At 70.0% G+C, this 19,526-nt stretch carries 20 protein-coding genes; 11 read left to right on the top strand and 9 right to left on the bottom strand.

The annotated features are described in order from the left end of the window. Positions 1-67: 67 nt before the first annotated feature. From FG385_RS13040 to purD, 4 genes are all read right to left on the bottom strand, one after another. Entirely contained in the window at positions 68-838 is a 771-nt protein-coding gene (locus FG385_RS13040) for an ESX secretion-associated protein EspG (RefSeq protein WP_139096956.1), read from the bottom strand. Then, complete coding sequence (locus tag FG385_RS13035; RefSeq protein ID WP_139096955.1) at positions 835-2,412, bottom strand: hypothetical protein; 1,578 nt, start codon at positions 2,410-2,412, stop codon at positions 835-837. The genes FG385_RS13040 and FG385_RS13035 overlap by 4 nt, the downstream gene beginning before the upstream one ends. After that, positions 2,409-2,783: a PE domain-containing protein gene (locus tag FG385_RS13030; RefSeq protein WP_139096954.1), complete on the bottom strand. Its 375-nt coding sequence runs from the start codon at positions 2,781-2,783 to the stop codon at positions 2,409-2,411. Before FG385_RS13030 ends, FG385_RS13035 begins: the two co-directional genes overlap by 4 nt. A gap of 86 nt (positions 2,784-2,869) precedes the next feature. Then, entirely contained in the window at positions 2,870-4,132 is a 1,263-nt protein-coding gene (gene purD, locus FG385_RS13025; protein ID WP_139096953.1) for a phosphoribosylamine--glycine ligase, read from the bottom strand. Positions 4,133-4,238: 106 nt separating this feature from the next. On the opposite strand from purD, the gene FG385_RS13020 reads away from it, so the two are divergent. Both FG385_RS13020 and FG385_RS13015 read left to right on the top strand, forming a co-directional pair. Beyond that, positions 4,239-5,330, top strand: coding sequence for a glycerophosphodiester phosphodiesterase (locus FG385_RS13020; RefSeq protein ID WP_200834431.1), 1,092 nt, complete (start codon positions 4,239-4,241; stop codon positions 5,328-5,330). Between the two features lie 347 nt (positions 5,331-5,677). Continuing rightward, positions 5,678-7,192: a DHA2 family efflux MFS transporter permease subunit gene (locus FG385_RS13015; protein ID WP_139096952.1), complete on the top strand. Its 1,515-nt coding sequence runs from the start codon at positions 5,678-5,680 to the stop codon at positions 7,190-7,192. A gap of 51 nt (positions 7,193-7,243) precedes the next feature. On the opposite strand, the gene FG385_RS13010 is transcribed toward FG385_RS13015, so the two are convergent. Further along, positions 7,244-8,530, bottom strand: a complete 1,287-nt coding sequence (locus FG385_RS13010) for an adenylosuccinate synthase (protein WP_139096951.1) — start codon at positions 8,528-8,530, stop codon at positions 7,244-7,246. A 40-nt stretch (positions 8,531-8,570) separates the two neighbouring features. Here FG385_RS13010 and FG385_RS13005 point away from each other — a divergent pair, with 40 nt between their 5' ends. Continuing rightward, a complete protein-coding gene (locus tag FG385_RS13005; protein WP_235022543.1) occupies positions 8,571-9,251 on the top strand; it encodes a hypothetical protein in 681 nt (226 codons plus the stop codon). Positions 9,252-9,403: 152 nt separating this feature from the next. Next, positions 9,404-10,030: an HNH endonuclease family protein gene (locus tag FG385_RS13000; protein ID WP_139096950.1), complete on the top strand. Its 627-nt coding sequence runs from the start codon at positions 9,404-9,406 to the stop codon at positions 10,028-10,030. Positions 10,031-10,108: 78 nt separating this feature from the next. Here FG385_RS13000 and FG385_RS12995 read toward each other — a convergent pair whose 3' ends face one another. Next, positions 10,109-10,768, bottom strand: a complete 660-nt coding sequence (locus FG385_RS12995; RefSeq protein ID WP_235022542.1) for a TetR/AcrR family transcriptional regulator — start codon at positions 10,766-10,768, stop codon at positions 10,109-10,111. Between the two features lie 58 nt (positions 10,769-10,826). On the opposite strand from FG385_RS12995, the gene FG385_RS12990 reads away from it, so the two are divergent. Then, positions 10,827-12,050, top strand: a complete 1,224-nt coding sequence (locus FG385_RS12990) for a lipase family protein (RefSeq protein WP_139096949.1) — start codon at positions 10,827-10,829, stop codon at positions 12,048-12,050. A gap of 65 nt (positions 12,051-12,115) precedes the next feature. On the opposite strand, the gene FG385_RS12985 is transcribed toward FG385_RS12990, so the two are convergent. The 3 genes from FG385_RS12985 to FG385_RS12975 form a co-directional block, all read right to left on the bottom strand. Then, on the bottom strand, positions 12,116-12,523 hold the full coding sequence (locus FG385_RS12985; RefSeq protein ID WP_139096948.1) for a DUF3151 domain-containing protein: 408 nt from the start codon (positions 12,521-12,523) through the stop codon (positions 12,116-12,118). Between the two features lie 160 nt (positions 12,524-12,683). After that, positions 12,684-13,712, bottom strand: a complete 1,029-nt coding sequence (fbaA, locus tag FG385_RS12980; RefSeq protein WP_139096947.1) for a class II fructose-bisphosphate aldolase — start codon at positions 13,710-13,712, stop codon at positions 12,684-12,686. Between the two features lie 67 nt (positions 13,713-13,779). Next, positions 13,780-14,607, bottom strand: a complete 828-nt coding sequence (locus FG385_RS12975) for an LLM class F420-dependent oxidoreductase (protein WP_139096946.1) — start codon at positions 14,605-14,607, stop codon at positions 13,780-13,782. A gap of 51 nt (positions 14,608-14,658) precedes the next feature. Between FG385_RS12975 and FG385_RS12970 the strand changes: the two genes are divergently transcribed. The 6 genes from FG385_RS12970 (at position 14,659) to FG385_RS12945 (ending at position 19,466) form a co-directional block, all read left to right on the top strand. Next, positions 14,659-15,588 (top strand): aldo/keto reductase, encoded by a 930-nt coding sequence (locus FG385_RS12970; protein ID WP_139096945.1) that lies wholly within the window; start codon positions 14,659-14,661, stop codon positions 15,586-15,588. Positions 15,589-15,639: 51 nt separating this feature from the next. Continuing rightward, a complete protein-coding gene (locus FG385_RS12965; protein ID WP_139096944.1) occupies positions 15,640-16,518 on the top strand; it encodes an SDR family oxidoreductase in 879 nt (292 codons plus the stop codon). Positions 16,519-16,640: 122 nt separating this feature from the next. Beyond that, positions 16,641-17,210, top strand: a complete 570-nt coding sequence (locus FG385_RS12960; protein WP_139097065.1) for a SigE family RNA polymerase sigma factor — start codon at positions 16,641-16,643, stop codon at positions 17,208-17,210. A 52-nt stretch (positions 17,211-17,262) separates the two neighbouring features. After that, positions 17,263-18,402, top strand: coding sequence for an N-acetylglucosamine-6-phosphate deacetylase (nagA, locus tag FG385_RS12955; RefSeq protein ID WP_139097064.1), 1,140 nt, complete (start codon positions 17,263-17,265; stop codon positions 18,400-18,402). 10 nt (positions 18,403-18,412) lie between these two features. Continuing rightward, entirely contained in the window at positions 18,413-18,718 is a 306-nt protein-coding gene (locus tag FG385_RS12950; protein ID WP_139096943.1) for a hypothetical protein, read from the top strand. 79 nt (positions 18,719-18,797) lie between these two features. Then, complete coding sequence (locus FG385_RS12945) at positions 18,798-19,466, top strand: DedA family protein (RefSeq protein WP_200834430.1); 669 nt, start codon at positions 18,798-18,800, stop codon at positions 19,464-19,466. Positions 19,467-19,526: the final 60 nt, after the last annotated feature.

Genomic DNA, 19,526 nt, shown 5'->3' with positions numbered 1-19,526 from the left:
ACTCGTAGTTCCGACGCCCGCACCGCGGCGGCGGTTCCCCGATCTTTCTAGCACCGGTGAGCCGAGCTCACACCTCTTCCAGCAACTCCCAGATCCGGGCGGCGAGCAGCTGGTTGTCCGCGGGCGCGACGGTCACCCAGTCGCCGTCGGCCCCGGCGCCCAGCTGCACGAGATACCGGCCGGCATCGGTGTCGTGGAACGCGACGACCCGGTCACCGCGGCGCATCCCGCCGTCACGGCGCAGGCGCTCGACCCCGAACTGCCCGCGCGCGGCCATCCCGACCATCATCCCGGCGAGCTCCTGCGCCTGCGCTAGCGCCACCCCGCGGTCCTCCAGCGCGGTGACCAGCGCCTTCGGCTCGCCCTTGGCGTCCGCGTCGGCGGCGCGCACGATCCGGTGCGGCACGCTCACCGAGTGACCGACGCCGGCGTGCAATTCGCCGGCGACCGAGACCGCGGATTCGGGCAGCGACGTGTCGCGCGCCGGGATCAGCCACACCTCGTCGCGGTCGATCACCGCGAGCAGCGCCTGGCTGCCGGTGCTGACCGCGAGACCCTTGATCTCCCGGTCGGCCCAGACCCAGATGTCGATGCTCACCTTCGGGTGGGCGAGCAGGTTCAGCTGATCGACGAGCTCACCGGAGGCGCGCGTGCCGCGGGCCAGCCGCCGTTCGCCCAGCGACAGCCACGCGTCGGCGACGAGGGCGCGCCGTTCGCCGTGTGTGCGGCCGGGGCTGAGCACGCGCAGCGCGGGATGCGGCGGCGGTAGCCGCTCGGTCTCCCACAGCACGTCGAACTCCGTGGTGGACAGCACGAGGCTGCCCCGCGGGGCGCTCACTCTTCCGGCAGTGGTTTGCCGCCGATGAGGTCGGTGGAGACCTCACGCGGATCGGTGAACAGGTCGCGGTCGTCGACGCCGTACCGGCGCACGTGGTGACCGTCTTCCTCGCCGTCCTGCGTCGCGGCCGGTTCGAGGATCGCGCGCGTGCGGTGGCCGGTCGGCGGCTCGGGCGCCGCCTTGCGGGCGCGCAGGGCTTCCTCTTCCTCCGGCAGGTCGCCGATGGGCAACGGGCGGGCGCCCTTCGGTGCGCTACCGCGGGCGGGCCGGTCACGTTCCGGTTCGCCGCTGGTCACGCCGCCGACCCCGGCCGCACCGATCGCGGGCGCACCTTCCGCGAGCGCCCCGGCGCCGCCCACGGCGCGGACGCTGCCGAGCCCGAGCCCGACGTTCGCGGGCGCGCTCCCGCCACCGGCTACGGCGCCGAAGGACTTTCCCTCCGCCAGCAAGCGTTCGCCGCCGGTCCGCAGCGCGTGCCCCGCGCCTTCGGCCGGTACACCGCCTGGCTTGCCCGGGGCGGCGGCCGACTTCTCCCCGCCGGGCGTCGCGCTCACGACCCCACCGCCGCCGACTCCGACTTGCTGACCGGGCGCGGGAGGAGCCACCGGGCCCGGACCGGAGGGCCTGGCGGCGGTCTCCGGCTGGCTGGTCCGTTCCTGCTGGCCGGGCCGCTGGGAGCCGCCGACGACCGCGGTGATCGGCTCGGTCACCGGGGCAGGCGCAGGCGCCGCGACGGTGCTCGGGACGGTCGCCTGGGAGGGTGCTGTCGCTCCGGCACCGGTCTGGTGCGCGGACACCGGCAGGCCGGTCGGCGCGTTCGCTGACGGCGCCGCCGCTGTCACGGGTGAGGTCTGGACCGGCGCGTCCTTCGCACTCGCGGCCACGGTCGGTGACGTGTCCGGCACCTCGGGCACTTCGGGCGCCGGCGGGACCGGCTCGATTGTCGGCCCGGCGACCGACCCGACGGCGGCACCCGGCGAGGCCAGCATTGACTGCGGTTCCGCGACCGGCTGCGAGGCGGCGAGATACTCACCGCTGTCGTGGGCATACGCGTTGAGCGCGTCGACGGCCTGCGCCTTCGCCTCGATACCGGTCTTCACGCTCGCCGCGTGATCGGTCTCGAAGCCGAAGAGGCTGAACAACGTGTCGGCCAGTGTGTAGCCGCCCTCGCCCTGGCGGAGTGCGTCGGGTTCGGGCAGCTTGTTCTTGGTCCGGTTGAACGCCTCGCCCTGCTCGAAGATCAGCTCCGCGGCCTGTGCCACCTTCGTGTTGGCGTCCGCGGAGAACCCGGCCTGGCCGGACACGGCGGCGCTCGCCTGCCCGCCGGCCTGGCTCTGCCACGACACCCCGAGCGCGCCGAGCTGTTCACGCAGCGTCGTGTCGGTGTGCGAAAGCGCGCCGGCGATCTGCTTGAGGGCCTCGACCGCGTCGCCCATGTTCGCCGTGCCGCTGCCCTCGCGGAACCTCTCGACCTCGAGCGCGAGGCTCTCCGGGTCGTAGCCGTCGAAGCGCTGGTCCCGCAGCTTCTCGACGAGCGTCGGAACGTCGTAGCGGCTGCTGTCGAAGGTGCTCACTTCGCCTTCCCCTCGAGCGCCGCGATCTTCTCGTCCTCGCCCGCCTGGTAGTGGCCGGCCGCGGTCCGCAACTGCGCGGCGAGTTGCCGCAGCTGGTCGATGTAGCTCTGCACGCGATGGGCGTACGAGCCGTCCCCGCGCGCGACGAGCCTGTTCCACGCGTCGACCGCGGTTGAGCTGACCACATCCTGCGCCGGCGGGTCGATGGTCAGCTCAACCAGCAGCTGGCGCACCCGGTCGGCGAGCGCGTCTGCCTGGTCGCTGATGATCTTGGCCACCTGGCGCACCTGGCCCGGCTCCACATGGATGTCCGCCGCACCGGGCACCCCGGGCACGGCGGTGCTCAACGCGCTCACGGTGGTTTCTGCCATGGTGCGCACTCTCCCGGGTACGGACGGTGACCGCCAGTCTCCTCAGCAGGCTACCAACGTCCGGGTGTGCGTGGGCCGAGTTCGCGTTATCCGGCGGGGACCGTCACCTGCCTGTTGACCGCGCGCAACGCGATGTCCGTGCGGTGGTGCGAACCGGCGAGGTGGACCTTCGCGACCCGTTCGTACGCCTGGGCGCGGGCCGCGGCGAGATCCGGGCCGGTGCCCACGACCGAAAGCACGCGGCCGCCGTGCGCCACGACCGCGCCGTCGTCCCGGCGGCGTGTCCCGGCGTGGAGCACGCCCTCGGCCTCGGAACCGGTGATGACGTCGCCCGCACGGGGGACGCCCGGGTACCCGTCGGCGGCGATCACGACGGTGACCGCGGCGCCCTGCTGCCAGTCCAGCGGCGGGTGCTCGACGAGCTTGCCGGTCGCGGTGGCGTACAGCAGCCCGGCCAGCGGGGTGCCCAGCAGCGACAGCACGACCTGGGTCTCCGGATCGCCGAAGCGGCAGTTGAACTCGATGACCTGCGGCCCGTCCGAGGTCAGCGCGAGGCCCGCGTAGAGCAGGCCGGTGAACGGGGCGTCGCGCGCGGCGAGTTCGTCGACGACCGGCTGGACGATCTCGGCGACGATCCGCTCGACCAGCCCTTCGGGCGCCCATGGCAGCGGTGCGTAGGCGCCCATCCCGCCGGTGTTGGGCCCGGTGTCGCCGTCGCCGACGCGCTTGAAGTCCTGGGCCGGCATCAGCGGGACCACCGTGCGGCCGTCGACGAGGCAGAACAGCGACAGCTCCGGACCGTCCAGAAAGGACTCCAGCAGGACCGGATGCCCGCCGTCGAGCAGGGTCATCGCATGCGCGCGGGCCTGGTCGTAGTCCGTCGTCACGACGACGCCCTTGCCGGCGGCGAGCCCGTCGTCCTTGACCACCCAGGTGGGCCCGAAGCGCGCGAGCGCCTCGTCGAGCCGGGCGGGGTTGTCGACGGTCTCGGCGTGCGCGGTGGGCACCTTCGCGGCGGCCATCACGTCCTTCGCGAACGACTTCGAGCCCTCGATCCGGGCCGCCGCCGAGGACGGGCCGAAGCAGGCGATCCCGGTCTTGCGGACCGCGTCGGCGGCACCGGCGACCAGGGGCACTTCGGGGCCGATCACCACGAGGTCCGCACGCCAGCTCGTGGCGAGTTCGGCGACTGCCGACGGTTCGGCCACGTCCACGCCGAGTTGCTCGGCCACCGAAGCCGTGCCCGCGTTGCCGGGGGCGCACGCGAGCGCGGTCACCGCCGGGTCGTGCGAAGCGGCGAGGACTAGGGCATGTTCGCGGGCACCTGACCCGATGACGAGAACGCGCACGCCCTGAGACTAACCGGGCACCCCGCACGCGCCGTTCACCCGCCCGACGACGACGCGTCGATCCGTTTTGCCGCTTTCGCAGTGTGTCCGCTGGACAGTGGTGATCATGCGGACACGAATGGTGGTGGGACTGTTGTCCGGGCTGGCGTTGCTCGGGTTGGCCAGCCCGTCGAGCGCGGTCGAGGACACGCGCACGGAAGACCGCGGTCCGGTGGTCGTCGGCCATCGCGGCGCGCCCGGGTACCGCCCGGAGCACACGCTCGCGTCGTACGAGCTCGCCTTCCGCCAGGGCGTGAACTGGGTGGACGTGGATCTTGTGCCGACCAAGGACGGCCGGCTGGTCGCGCGGCACGAGAACGAGATCGGCGGCACCACCGACGTCGCGCGGCATCCGGAGTTCGCGTCGCGCAGGACCACGAAGGTCATCGAGGGGAACGCGCTCACCGGCTGGTTCACCGAGGACTTCACGCTCGCCGAACTCAAGACGCTGCGTGCGACCGAGCGGATCCCGGAGGTGCGCCCGCACAATACGATCTACGACGGGCGCTGGCAGATCGCCACGTACCAGGAGGTGCTGGACCTGACGACGCGCCTCGGCCGGCAACTGCACCGCACGCTGGGGACGTATCCCGAGGTCAAGCACTCGACGTACTTCACCTCGATCGGCAACCCGACCGAGCCGAAGCTGGTCGACATCCTCAACCGCAACGGGCTCAACCGGCGCAGCGCGCCGGTGATCATCCAGTCGTTCGAGGTGTCGAACCTCGAAGCGCTGAGCAAGCAGGTGCGCGTGCCGCTGCTGCAACTGACGTCGGCAACCGGGGCGCCGGCGGACTTCGTCGCGAAGGGCGACAAGCGCACGTACGCGGATCTGGTCACGCCCGCGGGGTTGAAGGAGATCTCGACCTACGCCGATTATCTTGGCCCGGACAAGAACCAGATCATCCCGCGCGACGCGGCCGGGAACCTCGCCGCGCCGACGACGTTGGTGCGCGACGCGCACGACGCCGGGCTGAAGGTGGCGCCGTACACCTTCCGCAACGAGAACGCCTTCCTGCCCGCGAACCTGCGCTCCTCTTCGGACCCGACCGCGTGGGGCGACATTTTCGCCGAGGAATCCGCTTTCCTGGCAGCGGGAATCGACGGGTTCTTCGCCGACCAGCCGGACACGGCGTTGCTCGCGGTAACCGGCGCGTAGCGCGTTCTTACGGCAGGGGATCTGCTTTCAGTCCGTGAAGCAGGTCCCCTGCGTCTATTTCGAGTGCTTCGGCGAGGGCGAGGATGACCCATGGACAACCACCAATCCGGTCAACCGGCGGGTCTGCCGGTACCGAGGGACTTCCCCGGCGCGCGCTCGGGGAAGCCGTGGTGGTGCGGGCAACAGTAGCGCTTGGCCCCAGCGGAAATGCTTCAGCCCACGGCGAAAAGCCGTAGCGTCACGTTTTTCCGTTTCGATAGTCTCGATAGCAGCTTGAGGGGGTTTCGCAGCGGGGCGGCGCTTCTTCGGCTGCGCCTTGCCTTGCTCCCCGACGCGAAACGGATCCCATGACTACTGCCGAGCCCAGACCTGCGGATTCCGACAAGCTCGATCCGGCCGTGCTGAAGGTCGCCGGAGTCGTCGTGCTCGGCGCCGTCATGGCCATTCTCGACACCACGGTCGTGAACGTGGCGCTGCAGGCGCTGACGCTGGAGTTCAAGACCTCGTTCGACACCATCCAGTGGGTCGTGACCGGCTACATGCTGGCGCTGGCGACCGTGATTCCGGTCACCGGCTGGGCTTGCGACCGGTTCGGCAGCAAGCGGCCGTATCTGCTGTCGATCGGGCTGTTCCTGCTCGGCTCGATGCTCGCCGGGATGGCGTGGAACATCGAGTCGCTCATCGCGTTCCGCGTGCTGCAGGGTTTCGGCGGCGGGATGCTGATGCCGGCCGGTATGACGATCATGACGAGGGCCGCGGGCCCGCACCGGGTCGGCCGGGTGATGGCGGTGCTCGGGGTGCCGATGCTGCTCGGGCCGATCGGCGGGCCGATCCTCGGCGGCTGGCTCGTCGACGCGGTGAGCTGGCGCTGGATCTTCTACATCAACGTGCCGATCGGCGCGATCGCGTTCCTGCTCGCGTGGCGGATCCTGCCGAAGGACGAACCGCGCCCGGCGGAGAAGTTCGACTTCCCCGGCATGCTGATGCTCTCGCCCGGGCTCGCGTTGCTGATCTTCGGCGTGTCCAAGATCCCGCAGGAGGGCGGGGTTTCCTCGGTCGGTGTCTGGCTGCCCGCGGTCGCCGGGCTCGCCCTGATCGTCGCGTTCGTGCTGCGCGCCGGGCGGATCAAGAACCCGCTGGTGGACCTGAAGCTCTTCAGGAACAGGACCTTCGCGGTCGCGATGCTCACCATGTCCTTCTTCATCCTGGCCTTCCTCGGCTCGATGCTCCTGCTACCCACGTACTTCGTACTGGTGCGCGGCGAGTCCGCGTTGCAGGCCGGGTTGTTGCTGGCGCCGCAGGGCATCGGCGCGATGATCACGATGCCCATCGCCGGGCGGCTCGCCGACAAGATCGGGCCGGGCAAGGTCGTGCTGCCCGGGATCCTGGTGATCATCGCGGGCCTGGCGGTGTTCACCACCCAGGTCGGCGCGAACACGCCGTACCTGGTGTTGATGGCCGGATTGTTCGTGATGGGGCTCGGGATGGGCGCCACGATGATGCCGATCAACGCGGCTGCCCTCCAGACGCTGACTCAGCGGTCGGTGGCGCGGGCGTCGACGACGATGAACATCGTGCAGCAGGCCGGCGGTGGGATCGGCTCGGCGGTGATGTCGATCATCCTGGCCAGCCTGCTCGCCGGGAAGTTCGGCGTGCCGACCAGCCAGGGCCAGCTCGCCGCGACGGCGCTGATCATGAACCCGCGGACACACGACGCCGCGGCCGCCGCCTCGGCCGACGCGTTCGCGTCCACGTTCCTCTGGGCGCTGATCCTCGTCGCGGTGTGCTTCATCCCGGCGCTCTTCCTGCCGAAGAAGCCGGCTGTCCCCGCTGAGGAGGAGCCGGAGGCCGTCACAGCCTGAATCTTCGTCCGGGTGGCCGAACAACCGTCTACCGCGCGGCCTTCCGCGGGCTCAGATGAACTCGTGCCGGACGATGGTCTGGTCCCGCCCGGGACCGACGCCGATCGCGGAAACCCGTGCGCCGGAAAGCTCCTCGAGCCGCTCCACATAGGCCTGCGCGTTCGCGGGCAGGTCGGAGAAGGACCGGCACTCGGACAGGTCCTCCCACCAGCCCGGCAGTTCCTCGTAGATCGGCACGGCGTGGTGCACGTCGGTCTGGGTCATCGGCATGTCCTCGGTCCGGAAGCCGTCGACCTCGTACGCGACGCAGACCGGGACGCGATCCAGCCCGGACAGCACGTCGAGCTTGGTCAGGAAGTAGTCGGTGATCCCGTTGACGCGCGCGGCGTACCGGGCGATCACCGCGTCGAACCAGCCGGTGCGCCGCGACCGGCCGGTGGTGACGCCGAACTCGCCGCCGGCCTTGCGCAGGTGCTCGCCCATTTCGTCGTGCAACTCGCTCGGGAACGGCCCCGAGCCGACGCGCGTCGTGTACGCCTTGAGAATGCCCAGCACGGTGGTGATCCGGCCCGGCCCGATGCCCGAACCGGCACTCGCGCCGCCCGAGGTCGGATTTGACGAGGTCACGAACGGGTACGTGCCGTGATCGACGTCGAGCAGCGTGCCCTGCGAACCCTCCAGCAGCACCGTCTCGCCACGCTCGAGTGCCTTGTTCAGTTCCAGCCGGGTGTCGGCGATGCGATGCGCGAACCTCTCGCCGGCCGCGAGCACCTCATCGGCCACCTGGTCGGGCTCGAGCGCCTTGCGGTTGTAGACCTTGACCAGCACCTGGTTCTTGAACTCGAGCGCGGCCTCGACCTTCTGGCGGAAGATCTTCTCGTCGAGCAGGTCCTGCACCCGCACCCCGACCCGCGCGACCTTGTCCTGGTAGCACGGCCCGATGCCGCGGCCGGTGGTGCCGATCTTGCGGCTGCCCAGGTAGCGCTCGGTGACCTTATCGATCGCCACGTGGTAGGGCATGATCAAATGCGCGTCGGCGGAGATCAGCAGGCCGCCGGTGTCGACGCCGCGTTTCTCCAGGCCGTCGAGTTCGTCGAGGAGCACACCCGGGTCGACGACGACCCCGTTGCCGATCACGTTGGTGACGCCGGGGGTCAGGATGCCGGAAGGGATCAGGTGCAGGGCGAAGTTCTCGCCGTCGGGCAGCACGACGGTGTGCCCGGCGTTGTTCCCGCCCTGGTAGCGGACGACCCACTGGACGCGGTCGCCGAGCAGGTCGGTGGCCTTGCCCTTGCCTTCGTCGCCCCATTGGGCACCGATCAGCACGATGGCCGGCATGTGACACTCCAGGTATTCGGCGAGGATTGAGAGCCGGTGCATGAGCGTAACGGAGGGCCGGGACGTGCGGGGACAGGTACTGGTTTGCGGAGCGTCGGTGCCCGCGCTGCCCGAATTGGACGGGCTCGCCGTGCACCGGGTCGGCGAGCGGCCCGGCAAGGACGAGGTGGACCCGCTGCTCGACGCCGATCCGCTCATCGTCGCCGGTACCGACGCGGACCTCGCCGCCGTCGTGCTTCGCTTGCTGCGCAAGGAAAAGCTCGCCACCACACGGGTCGGTTTCGTGCCCTCGGACCCGCGTTCGGAGGTCGCGGCGCTGTGGGGGCTGCCGACCGATCCGGCCCGCGCACTCGCGCTCGCGACGCGGGGCGAAGTGGACCCGGTGCCGCTCCTGCGCGACGACAACGGCGGCGTGTTAGTGGGAAGAGGCACATTCGGCGCTATCCGCGGAGTTGCTTACTGTGACGACGAAGTCGCGCTGCGCGGTACCGCGCGGTCGATAGAAGTGTCGCCCGATGGCGAAGGCGGCCCGGGGATGACGGTTCGCATCGTGAAGGGCCTCCTGTTCAAACGCCCGGTGACGTTGGCCGGCCGCGCGTTCCAGCTCGGCTGCATCCCGGCTCAGCCGGTCAGCGACGGCGTGCCGTTCCCGCGCGCGGTCACGAAGTGGACCTGGTACCGGCACACCGAGGATCTGCGGCTCATCCGCGGACTCGCCTGACTACAGAACGTGCTGCGTCGTTCGGTCCCAATCCGACCGGCAGTCACGGCGATCACGGTCCGCCTACTTTAGGTCGGATTGGTCATCCTACGGACGTCGGTAAATCACCCACCAGTATTGCCTCCGTCACTTTCCTCGCTCACGCTCAGAGCATGCCTGGTTCCCGTACGCTCACCGTTCTCACTGTCTCCGTGATCGTGGCTGCCGGGTTCACCGGCACCGCACTGGCCACGCCGCCCGGTATCCCCTCCGAATCGACCGCGCGCAGCGAGCTGGCCGCGCTCACCGTCAAGGCCGACGGCAGCCTCGACGGCTACTCGCGCGACAAGTTCCCGCACTGGATCGACCAGGGCAACAGTTGTAACACCCGCGAGGTCGTGCTCAAACGCGACGGCACGAACGTCACCACCGGCTCCGACTGCTACCCGACCTCGGGCAGCTGGTACAGCCCGTACGACGGCGCGACCTGGACCGCCCCGTCCGACGTGGACATCGACCACGTCGTCCCGCTTGCCGACGCGTGGCGCACCGGCGCCGCTTCGTGGACGCAGGCGCAGCGGCAGGCCTACGCCAATGACCTGGCCGACCCGCAGCTGATCGCGGTCACCGACAACGTCAACCAGGCGAAGGGCGACGCCTCGCCCGACGAGTGGAAGCCGTCGCTCACGAGCTACTGGTGCACCTACGCGGAGATGTGGATCGCCGTGAAGTCCAGGTGGAACCTGACGGTCAACAGCGCGGAGAAGTCAACGCTCACCGACATGCTCGGGCACTGCTGATCTCGCGGAAAGTCCCGCCCCGGCGAAGGAAACCGGGCAGGCCGCCCAGCGAACAGTATGTCCGCGACGTGGCCGGGCTCAGCGCAACCGGTCGAGTACGTCCGGCGCGTGGCTGTAGAGGCGGAGCACGCCACCGATGGTGAACTCGGTGAGCAGGTCGATCAGCGCGTCGGGGTCCGGTGGCTCGCCGGGCCAGGACAGGGTGACCAGCACCTCCGTCATCGCGAAGTACATCGCGACCAGCGCGGTGTCCGCCCGCCCCGGCTCGATCCCGAACGCGGCCCAGCGTTCGCCGCTCGCGGCGGTGTAGACCTCGGCGAGCCGGGAACGCAGGCGGGTCGCCGCGGGGTCGCCCGTGCGTTCGGCTTCCTGCAGCACCGGCAGCGCGTCCGGATGCTCGGCGACGAAGGCGAACATGGTCGCGTAGTTCTTGCGTGCCCAGGACTTCAGGTCCAGCTCGGGGTCGCCCGAACCACGTTCGGCGATGGTCCGGTACGCGAGTTCCTCGGTGTCGGCGACGGTGTGCGTGAACAGTTCGTGCTTGTCGCCGAACAGTTCGTAGACCGCCTGCCTGGTCAGCCCGGCCTGGCGCGCGATCCCCTCGATCGTCGCGCCCTGGACGCCGCGGGCGGCGAACACCTGCCGTGCCGCCGCCAGGACGAGCCCGCGTTGTTCCTCGACCGGCAGCCTGCGCGGCCGACCCGGACCACGCTTCCGGGGGATTGACGCCTCACTCACCTGACCTCGATCCTTTTTCGGACAGCGCTGTCGGAAAATAGTTTATCGGGGAGCGAGCATGCGTCTGACCCACCGCCGCGGGATCGTGGCAGCCCTCGCCTCGGTCATCGGTCTGGTCTCGCTGACTGTCGGGGCGGCGCCGGCCGGGGCCGCCGACTTCTACGATCCGCCGTCGCCCCTGCCGGCGGGCTCTCCTGGAGACATCATCCGGCACGAGCCGTCGCAGTTCTTCCTCGACCCGGCGAAGACCTTGCCCGCCCCCGCCAAGGTCCAGCGCATCATGTACCGCAGTACCGACACCCACGGCGATCCGGTCGCGGTCACCGGCACGGTGCTCACCCCCACGCTGCCGTGGCAGGGTCCCGGCCCTCGCCCCATCATCAGCTACGCCGCCGGCACGCAGGGTCTCGGTGACCAGTGCGCGCCGTCGAAGGCCCTCGGCGCGGGCCAGGAGTACGAGGGCCCGTTCATTTCGGGACTGCTCGGCCGCGGCTACGGCGTCGTGATCACCGACTACGAGGGGCTGGGCACGCCGGGCGTGCACACCTATGTCAACCGCAAGGCCGAGGGGTACGCGGTGCTCGACGCGATCCGTGCCGCCCAGCGGCTGCCCGGTTCCGGCCTCCCCGCAGACGGCCCGGTCGCGATCGCCGGGTACTCACAGGGTGGCGGCGCCTCCGCCGCGGCGGCGGAACTGCAACCGGCGTACGCACCCGAACTGCAGCTCAAGGGCGCGTATGCCGGGGCCCCGCCCGCCGACCTGGCCGCCGTCGCGAGGAACCTCGACGGGCACTACGCGGTCGGCTTCCTGCTGTTCGCCGTCGCGAGCATGAACTACGCCTACCCCGACCTGAACATCACGAGCGTGCTCAACGCGAAGGGCAAGGCACTCGAGAAGCAGGTCGAGAACGAGTGCACCGCCGACGCGATCCTCAACCACGCCTTCACCCGCACCGCCGACCTGACCGCCGACGGCCGGCCGATCACCGCGTACCTGGGTGAAGAACCCTTCAAAACGGTCGTCGGCGAGCAGCGAATCGGGCTTACCCCGCCGGCCGTGCCGGTGCTGGTCGCGCACAGCGCGCTCGACGACATCGTGCCCTACCCGCAGGGCCGGACCATGGCCCGCGAGTGGTGCTCGGAAGGAGCGACCGTGCAGTTCGACACCCTCGCCGCGCCGACGCACGTGGGCGGCGCACTGGCCGCCTACCCGGACGCCTTCGCCTGGCTGGACGCGCGCCTGCACGGCGCTCCGGCCCCGGACAATTGTGGAGCCTTTTAGAGAACACCGCGGCGCGAAGCGCCTCGATGAGGGGCGGTGGTCGGGCGGGCGGTGCGCTTGACCGTTTACGTCAGCCCGGTCGCCTCGGCGGCGGCCGGATCGGAGTCGACGAGGAACGTGCGGCAGCGCTCGTACTCCTCGGTCTCGCCGATGCGCTCGGCGGCCTTCGCCAGGACGGCGAGGGCTCGCAGGAAGCCCTGGTTGGGCCGGTGGTTCCAGGGCACCGGGCCGAAACCCTTCCACCCGGCGCGGCGCAGCTGATCGAGGCCGCGGTGGTAGCCGGTGCGGGCGTAGGCGTACGCGGCGACGATCTCACCTGCGTCCAGCGCGCGTTCGCCCAGCGCGGCCCAGGCCTCGCTGAAGTCCGGGTGCTCGGCGGCGACCTCGGCGGGATCGGTCCCGGCGTCGAGTGCGGCCTGTGCGTCGGTGCGTTCGGGGAGCCGGGTGGGCTCCGGCTCCAGCAGGTTCGTCATGCCGCCATCCTGCCTCGTCAGAAGACGAAGCTGGCGAGCACCCCGCTGCCGAGGAGGACGAGGCACGCGACGAGCACGGCGGCGACCATTCGTTTGGGCATCACGGGCCGACACAATGCCGGGCCCGTGATGCCCACGGCAAGTACACCCGCGGGTGAAGTCAGAGCTTCGTGCCCACGGACTTGAGCGCCTGCGCGGCCTCGACGATCCGCGCGGCCATCGAAGTCTCGGCCTTCTTGAGGTAACTGCGCGGGTCGTAGGTCTTCTTGTTGCCGACCTCGCCGTCGATCTTCAGTACGCCGTCGTAGTTCTTGAAGAAGTGGTCCGCGATGGGGCGGGAGAACGCGTACTGCGTGTCGGTGTCGACGTTCATCTTCACCACGCCGTACGAGACCGCCTCGTGGATCTCCTCCAGCAGCGAGCCGGAACCGCCGTGGAACACCAGTTGGAACGGCTTCGAACCGGCGGGCAGGCCCAGCTTCTCCGACGCGACCGCCTGGCCCCGCTTCAGCACGTCCGGACGCAGCTTGACCGCGCCCGGCTTGTACGCGCCGTGCACGTTGCCGAAGGTGGCGGCCAGCAGGTAGCGGCCCTTCTCGCCCGAGCCCAGCGCGTCGACCGTCTTCAGGAAGTCGCCCTCGGCGGTGTACAGCTTCTCGTTGATCTCGTTCGAGACGCCGTCTTCCTCACCACCGACGACGCCGATCTCGACCTCGAGGACGATCTTCGCGGCGGCCGCCTTCTCCAGCAGGTTGGTCGCGATCTTGAGGTTCTCGTCGAGGTCGATCGCCGAGCCGTCCCACATATGCGACTGGAACAGCGGGTTCTCGCCGCGGTTGACCCGCTCCTGCGAGATGGCGATGAGCGGGTTGACGTAACCGTCCAGCTTGTCCTTCGGGCAGTGGTCGGTGTGCAGCGCGACGTTGACCGGGTACTTCTTCGCGACGACATGGGCGAACTCGGCGAGCGCGGTCGCGCCCGTCACCATGTCCTTGACATGGAGGCCGGACGCGAACTCCGCGCCGCCGGTGGACACCTGGATGATGCCGTCGCTCTCCGCGTCGGCGAACCCCTTCAGCGCCGCGTTCAGGGTTTCCGACGAGGTCACGTTGATGGCCGGGTAGGCGAACTCGCCTCCCTTGGCCCGGTCGAGCATCTCGGCATAGACCTCGGGGGTGGCGATGGGCATCGTTGGTCTCCTCCTGGACGGTGGTGCGCCTTCTTGCCCGAATCGTACGAGGTCCGCCGGGCCGCGACTACGACAGCAGGACCTCCGCCACAGCCCGGTACGCCGGCAGCGGATCGTCGTCGAGCACCTGGACGCAGACCTGGTCCGCACCCGCGTCGAGATGCGCCTGCAGGCCCTCGGCGATCTGGGCCGCCGTGCCGTGCAGCGCGAGCGCGTCGACGAGCGCGTCACTGCCGCCGTCGGCGAGGTCCTCGTCGGTCCAGCCCAGCCGCTTGAGGTTGCTGCGGTAGTTGACCAGGTGCAGGTACGGGTTCTCCACGCGCGGCCTGCCGATCGCGCGGGCGCGCTCCGGGTCGGACTCCAGCACGATCTTGTGCTCGGGGACGAGCAGCTTGCCTTCGCCGAGGATCTCGCGCGCCTGGCGGGTGTGCTCGGGTGTGGTGAGGTACGGGTGCGCGCCCGCGGTGCGGTCGGCCGACAGCTTCAGCACCTTCGGGCCGAGCGCGGCGAGCGCCCTGTCCTCGACCGGGACGCCGGCGGCGTCGAGTTGGTCGAGGTATTCGACCATCTTCTCGTAGGGCTTCTGGTAGGTCTTGGTCGCCTCCGGATGGCCGATCCCGACGCCGAGCAGGAAGCGTCCCGGGTACTTGCCGGCGATCCGGTGATAGGAGCGGGCGACGGGCGCCGCGTCGTCCTTCCACATGTTGACGATGCCGGTCGCGACGACGACGTGCTCGGTCGCGTCGAGCAGCCGGTCGACGTCGGCGAGATCCGCGTCGGGCGAGCCGCCGAGCCAGATCGCGCCGTAGCCGAATTTCTCCACCTCCTGCGCGAGCTCAGTGCTCATTTGGCTCGGGTGCCGCCAGATACCGAGTTTGCCGAGTGCGTTCACCATGCCGCTCACAACTTCACTCGCCGCCCTGGCATTCCGAGCTAGCGTGGAACCATGAAGATCGGGAACAGCGAACTGGACGTCTACGGCCTGAACCTGGGCGGCAACGTGTTCGGCTGGACGGCCGACGAGCGGCAGTCCTTCGAGGTACTGGACGCTTACGCCGCGGCAGGCGGGAACTTCATCGACACCGCCGATTCGTACATGCACCGCGCTCCGGGCAATTCCGGCGGCGAATCGGAGACCGTCATCGGGAACTGGCTCGCCAAGCGCGGCCGTCGCGATGACATCGTGATCGCGACGAAGGTGGGCAGTTGGCCGGCGCGTCCCGGGGTTTCCGCCAAGAACATCCGCGAGGCGGCCGAGGATTCCTTGCGGCGCCTGCAAACCGACCACATCGACCTGTACTACGCACATCGGGACGTCGCGGACGTGCCCCTGGCGGAGACGCTCGGCGCGTTCGACGAACTCGTGCGCGCCGGCAAGGTCCGCTACCTCGGTGCGTCCAACTACAGCGCGGAGCGGCTCGCCGAGGCACTGTCCATTTCGGACCGTGAAGGCTTCGCCCGGTATGTCGCGCTACAGCCGCACTACAATCTGGTCGAGCGCGGGTACGAGGACGAGTTGTTGCCGCTCGTGCGGCGCGAAGGACTGTCCACATTGCCCTATTTCGCGCTGGCGAAGGGCTTCCTGACCGGAAAGTACCGCTCCCGCGAGGTGAACACGGGCAGCCCGCGCAATGAGGGTGCGATCGCGTACCTCGACCATCGCGGCGAGCGCGTGCTGGAGGCGCTGGACGACATTTCGGCCGCGCACAAGACGTCGCCCGCGGCCGTCGCGCTCGCCTGGCTGGCCGCGCGGCCGACCGTCGCCGCGCCGATCGCGAGCGCGCGCAATGTCGATCAGTTGCGTGATCTGCTGGCCTCGGTCGAGCTGCGGCTCACCGCGGCCGAGTTGACGAGCCTCGACGAGGCCTCGTCGTAATCACCTACTCAGTAGTAGCTTACTCGCGGTAGGTTGGGGTACGGTTCGACCATGGCCAACGTGAACGGCAAGGTCGTGCTCATCACCGGAGCTGCGCGCGGTCTCGGGGCGGGGCTGGCGCAGCGGCTCGCCGCCCAGGGAGCCAAGGTGGCGCTCGTGGGCCTGGAGGCCGAAGAGCAGCGCAAGGTCGCCGACCAGATTGGCGCGTCGGCACGCTCCTGGGAAGCCGACGTCACCGACTGGGACGCGCTCGAGCGCGCCACCGCGGAAGTGGTCGAGCACTTCGGCGGGATCGACATCGTGGTCGCCAACGCGGGGATCGCCACCACCGGGTTCGTCCGGTCGGTCGACCGGGTGGCCTTCGAGAAGGTGATCGAGGTCGATCTGCTGGGCGTGTGGCGCACGTTCCGCGTGACGCTGCCGCACGTGATCGAGCGCAAGGGATACCTGCTGGCGATCTCCTCGCTCGCGGCGATCACGCACGCCCCGGGTCTGGCGAACTACTCCGCGGCCAAGGCCGGGGTCGAGGCGTTCTGCAACAGCCTCCGCGCCGAGGTCGCGCATCTCGGGGTGCGGGTCGGCGTCGCGCACCCGACCTGGATCAAGACCGACCTCGTGGACAGTGCGGACGCGCATCCGGTGTTCGGCAAGCTGCGCGGCGGGATGCCGGGCCCGCTCGGCAAGACGTACCCGCTCGACGTCGCGCTCGATCAACTCGAGGCGGGCGTGCTGAAGCGGGCGCGGGCGATCCACGTCCCGCGCTGGGTGCTCGCGCTGAAGTTGGTGCGCTTGTTCCTGCCACCGATCATCGAACTCGGCTCGCGGTTCCGGGTCCCGGCCGCGGACCGGGCCGCGATCGAGGACATCGACGCGCGGGGCTCGCGCGCCGCCGCTGTCGTCGGCAACGGCGGGAAGGCCGCGATTCGCTAGGGACGTACCCGGCAAGCCCCAACCTCTGCCCGCTCGCGACTATGGCGCGCTCCGGCAACCCGATACGCTGGGCGCGCGTTGGAACAGTCGTGGCGAACACGCGGACGAGGGTCGAGGAGTACATGCCGGAGGGCAATGCGGAGCGTAGTGTCGAGCGCACGCTGGGGCATTTGCGCACGATCGACGGGGCGGGAGAGACGCCCACGCAGTCCGCGCCGCTGACGCTCGAGGATCTGTACCGCACGCATCGCATGCGCCTTGTCCGGCTGGCCATCCTGCTGGTCGACGAGCCCGCGACCGCGGAGGACGTCGTGCAGGAGGCGTTCACCGGGCTGTATCGCAACTGGGCCCGGCTGCGCGACGCGCAGGCCGCCGTCGGCTACCTGCGCACCGCGGTCGTCAACGGCTCGCGCAGCGTGCTGCGCCGCCGGAAGACCGCACGCGAGTACGTACCGCCGCATGCGGTGAACGCACGGTCGGCGGAAAGCCTCGCGATGCTCTCCAACGAACACCAGGCCGTGGTCAGCGCGCTGTCGAAACTCCCGCCGCGCCAGCGGGAGGTGCTCGTACTGCGTTACTACGGCGGGCTTTCGGAGGCGGAGATCTCCGAGGCCGCCGGGATTTCCAAGGGTACCGTCAAGTCCACCGCGAGCCGGGCCCTGGAATCGCTGCAGAAGGCGATGAGCGGTTGACCTTGCCACTCGTGGTTTAGACCAATATATGCTGGAGTACGTGACGGACTTCGTGCTGACCGGCGGCCGACTGGCGCTACCCGAAGGACTCGTCGACGACGGCTGGCTCGCCGTCGCCGATGGGCGGATATCCGGCATCGGCACCGGCACCCCACCACCGGGCGACCACCTCGAGCTGGCCGGTGGCCTCGTGGTGCCCGGGTTCATCGACGCGCACTGCCACGGTGGCGGGGGCGGCTCGTTCTCCAGCGCCGAAGCGAAGGAGCTGCGGCGCGCCATCGCCGCGCACCGGCGGCACGGCACGACCACGATGATGGCCAGCCTGGTCTCCGAGCCGATCCGGACGCTGGTGAACCAGCTGGCCGCGCTTCGTGAGCTGGTCGAGGACGGTGAGCTCGCCGGTGTGCACCTCGAAGGTCCGTTCATCGCCGAAGCCCGCTGTGGCGCGCACGATCCCGCCGTCCTGCTCGAACCCGACACCGCATCCGTCGACGCGCTGCTGCGGGCCGGGCACGGCGCCGTACGCATGGTGACGCTCGCCCCCGAGCTGGCCGGCGGGGTTCGCGCCGTGCGGCAGCTGACCGAATTCGGCGTCATCGCGGCGATCGGGCATACGGACGGTACGGAGGAACAGATCCGCCCGGCGATCGAAGCCGGTGCGACCGTGGGGACACACCTGTTCAACGGCATGCGCCCGCTGCACCACCGCGAACCGGGACCGATCGGGGCGCTGCTGGACGACGAGCGGGTGACCGTCGAGCTGATCTGCGATCTCGTGCACGTTCACCCGACCGTCCTGCGCCTGGCCGCGACGTACGCCGGCCGCGGCCGCACGGTGCTGATCACCGACGCGATGTCGGCCACCGACGCCGCCGACGGTCGTTACCAGCTCGGCCGCCTCGAGGTCGACGTGCGGGACGGCGTCGCGACCCTCTCCGACACCGGCTCGCTCGCGGGCAGCACGCTGACCATGGACGTCGCGTTCCGCAACTTCGTGCGCGGCGCCGGGCTGAGCATCCCGGACGCGGTGCGCGCGACCTCCGGCCGGCCCGCGGAGTTGCTCGGCATCGAAGACCGCACCGGTTCCCTCGAAACCGGCCTGTCCGCGGATCTCGTCATCCTCGACGACGACCTGCGGCCGGCCAAGGTCCTGCGTCGTGGGGAGTGGGTCGGCCACGGGATTGCCCACTAAGCTGAAGAGGGTGAGCGAGCTTCAGGACCCGGAGCGCCTCCTGGCCGAGGCGTTGCGTGCGCAGGCGCGGAATGCTCCGCCGGGCACCACGCCGGAACCCTCGCCCAGCCTTCCGGCCCAGTACGGCCTGCTGTCGGGCACCGGCGACGGCGCGCTGGCCCGCGAGAGGGCCGCGCTCGAGCCCCCGGCCGTGCGCCACCGGGAGGTCCAGGCGAAGCTGCCGTCCGGACCGCTGCCCGCCTACTGGATCCTGCTGCTCGCGGTGCTCCTCGGGCTCGCGACCGGCGCGGTGATCGGGCTCATCACGCTGCTGTGAGGTCGCTGAAACCACACAGGGTCACCCTGTACCGTTTTGTGCTGTGTACCTCGCCGCGACGACGACCACACTCGCCTTGATGCCCAACTGGCTCAACCCGGAGTACCTGCTGACCCAGTTCGGCGCGTACGTGATCGTCGGGCTGTGCCTGGTCATCTTCATCGAAAGCAGCATCTTCCCGGTCCTGCCCGGTGACTCGATGCTGTTCACCGCCGGCCTGTTCGTGGCGCAGGGCGCGATCCATGCCCCGCTGTGGCTCGTCTGCCTGCTGGTGACGGTCGCGGCGCTGCTCGGCAACGCGGTCGGATACCTCATCGGGTACAAGGCGGGCCCGGCGCTGTTCAACCGGCCGGACTCGCGGTTCTTCAAGCAGGAGTACGTCGACAAGACGCACGCGTTCCTGGAAAAGCACGGCCCGAAGGCGGTCGTGCTGGCGCGGTTCGTGCCCTTCGTGCGCACGTTCATCACGTGGATCGCCGGGGTCGGCCGGATGGACGCGAAGAAGTACTTCACCTACACGATCATCGGCGGTATCGCCTGGGCCGCCGGCATCACCGCGCTCGGCCACCTGCTCGGCAACATCTCGTTCATCAAGAACAACATCGAGGCGATCTTCGTCCTGATCGTGCTGGTGTCGGTGGTGCCGCTGGTCGTCGAATGGGCCCGCAGGCGCCGCGAGCGCAAGAACGGCGCCGTGGCCGAGACCGATCCGGAGGTCACCCAGCAGATCCCCCGGATCGATCACTGACCGTCCCGGCTCAGGCCCCGGGGCTCCGCGTCGGCAGTCCGTCAGCGCGCCGCTTTCCGG

Source organism: Amycolatopsis alkalitolerans (assembly GCF_006152065.1).
In the GTDB taxonomy this organism is placed as follows: Bacteria; Actinomycetota; Actinomycetes; order Mycobacteriales; family Pseudonocardiaceae; genus Amycolatopsis_E; species Amycolatopsis_E alkalitolerans.
The sequence above is the reverse complement of the archived record's forward strand: the minus strand, read 5'-3'. Positions and strand labels throughout refer to the sequence as shown.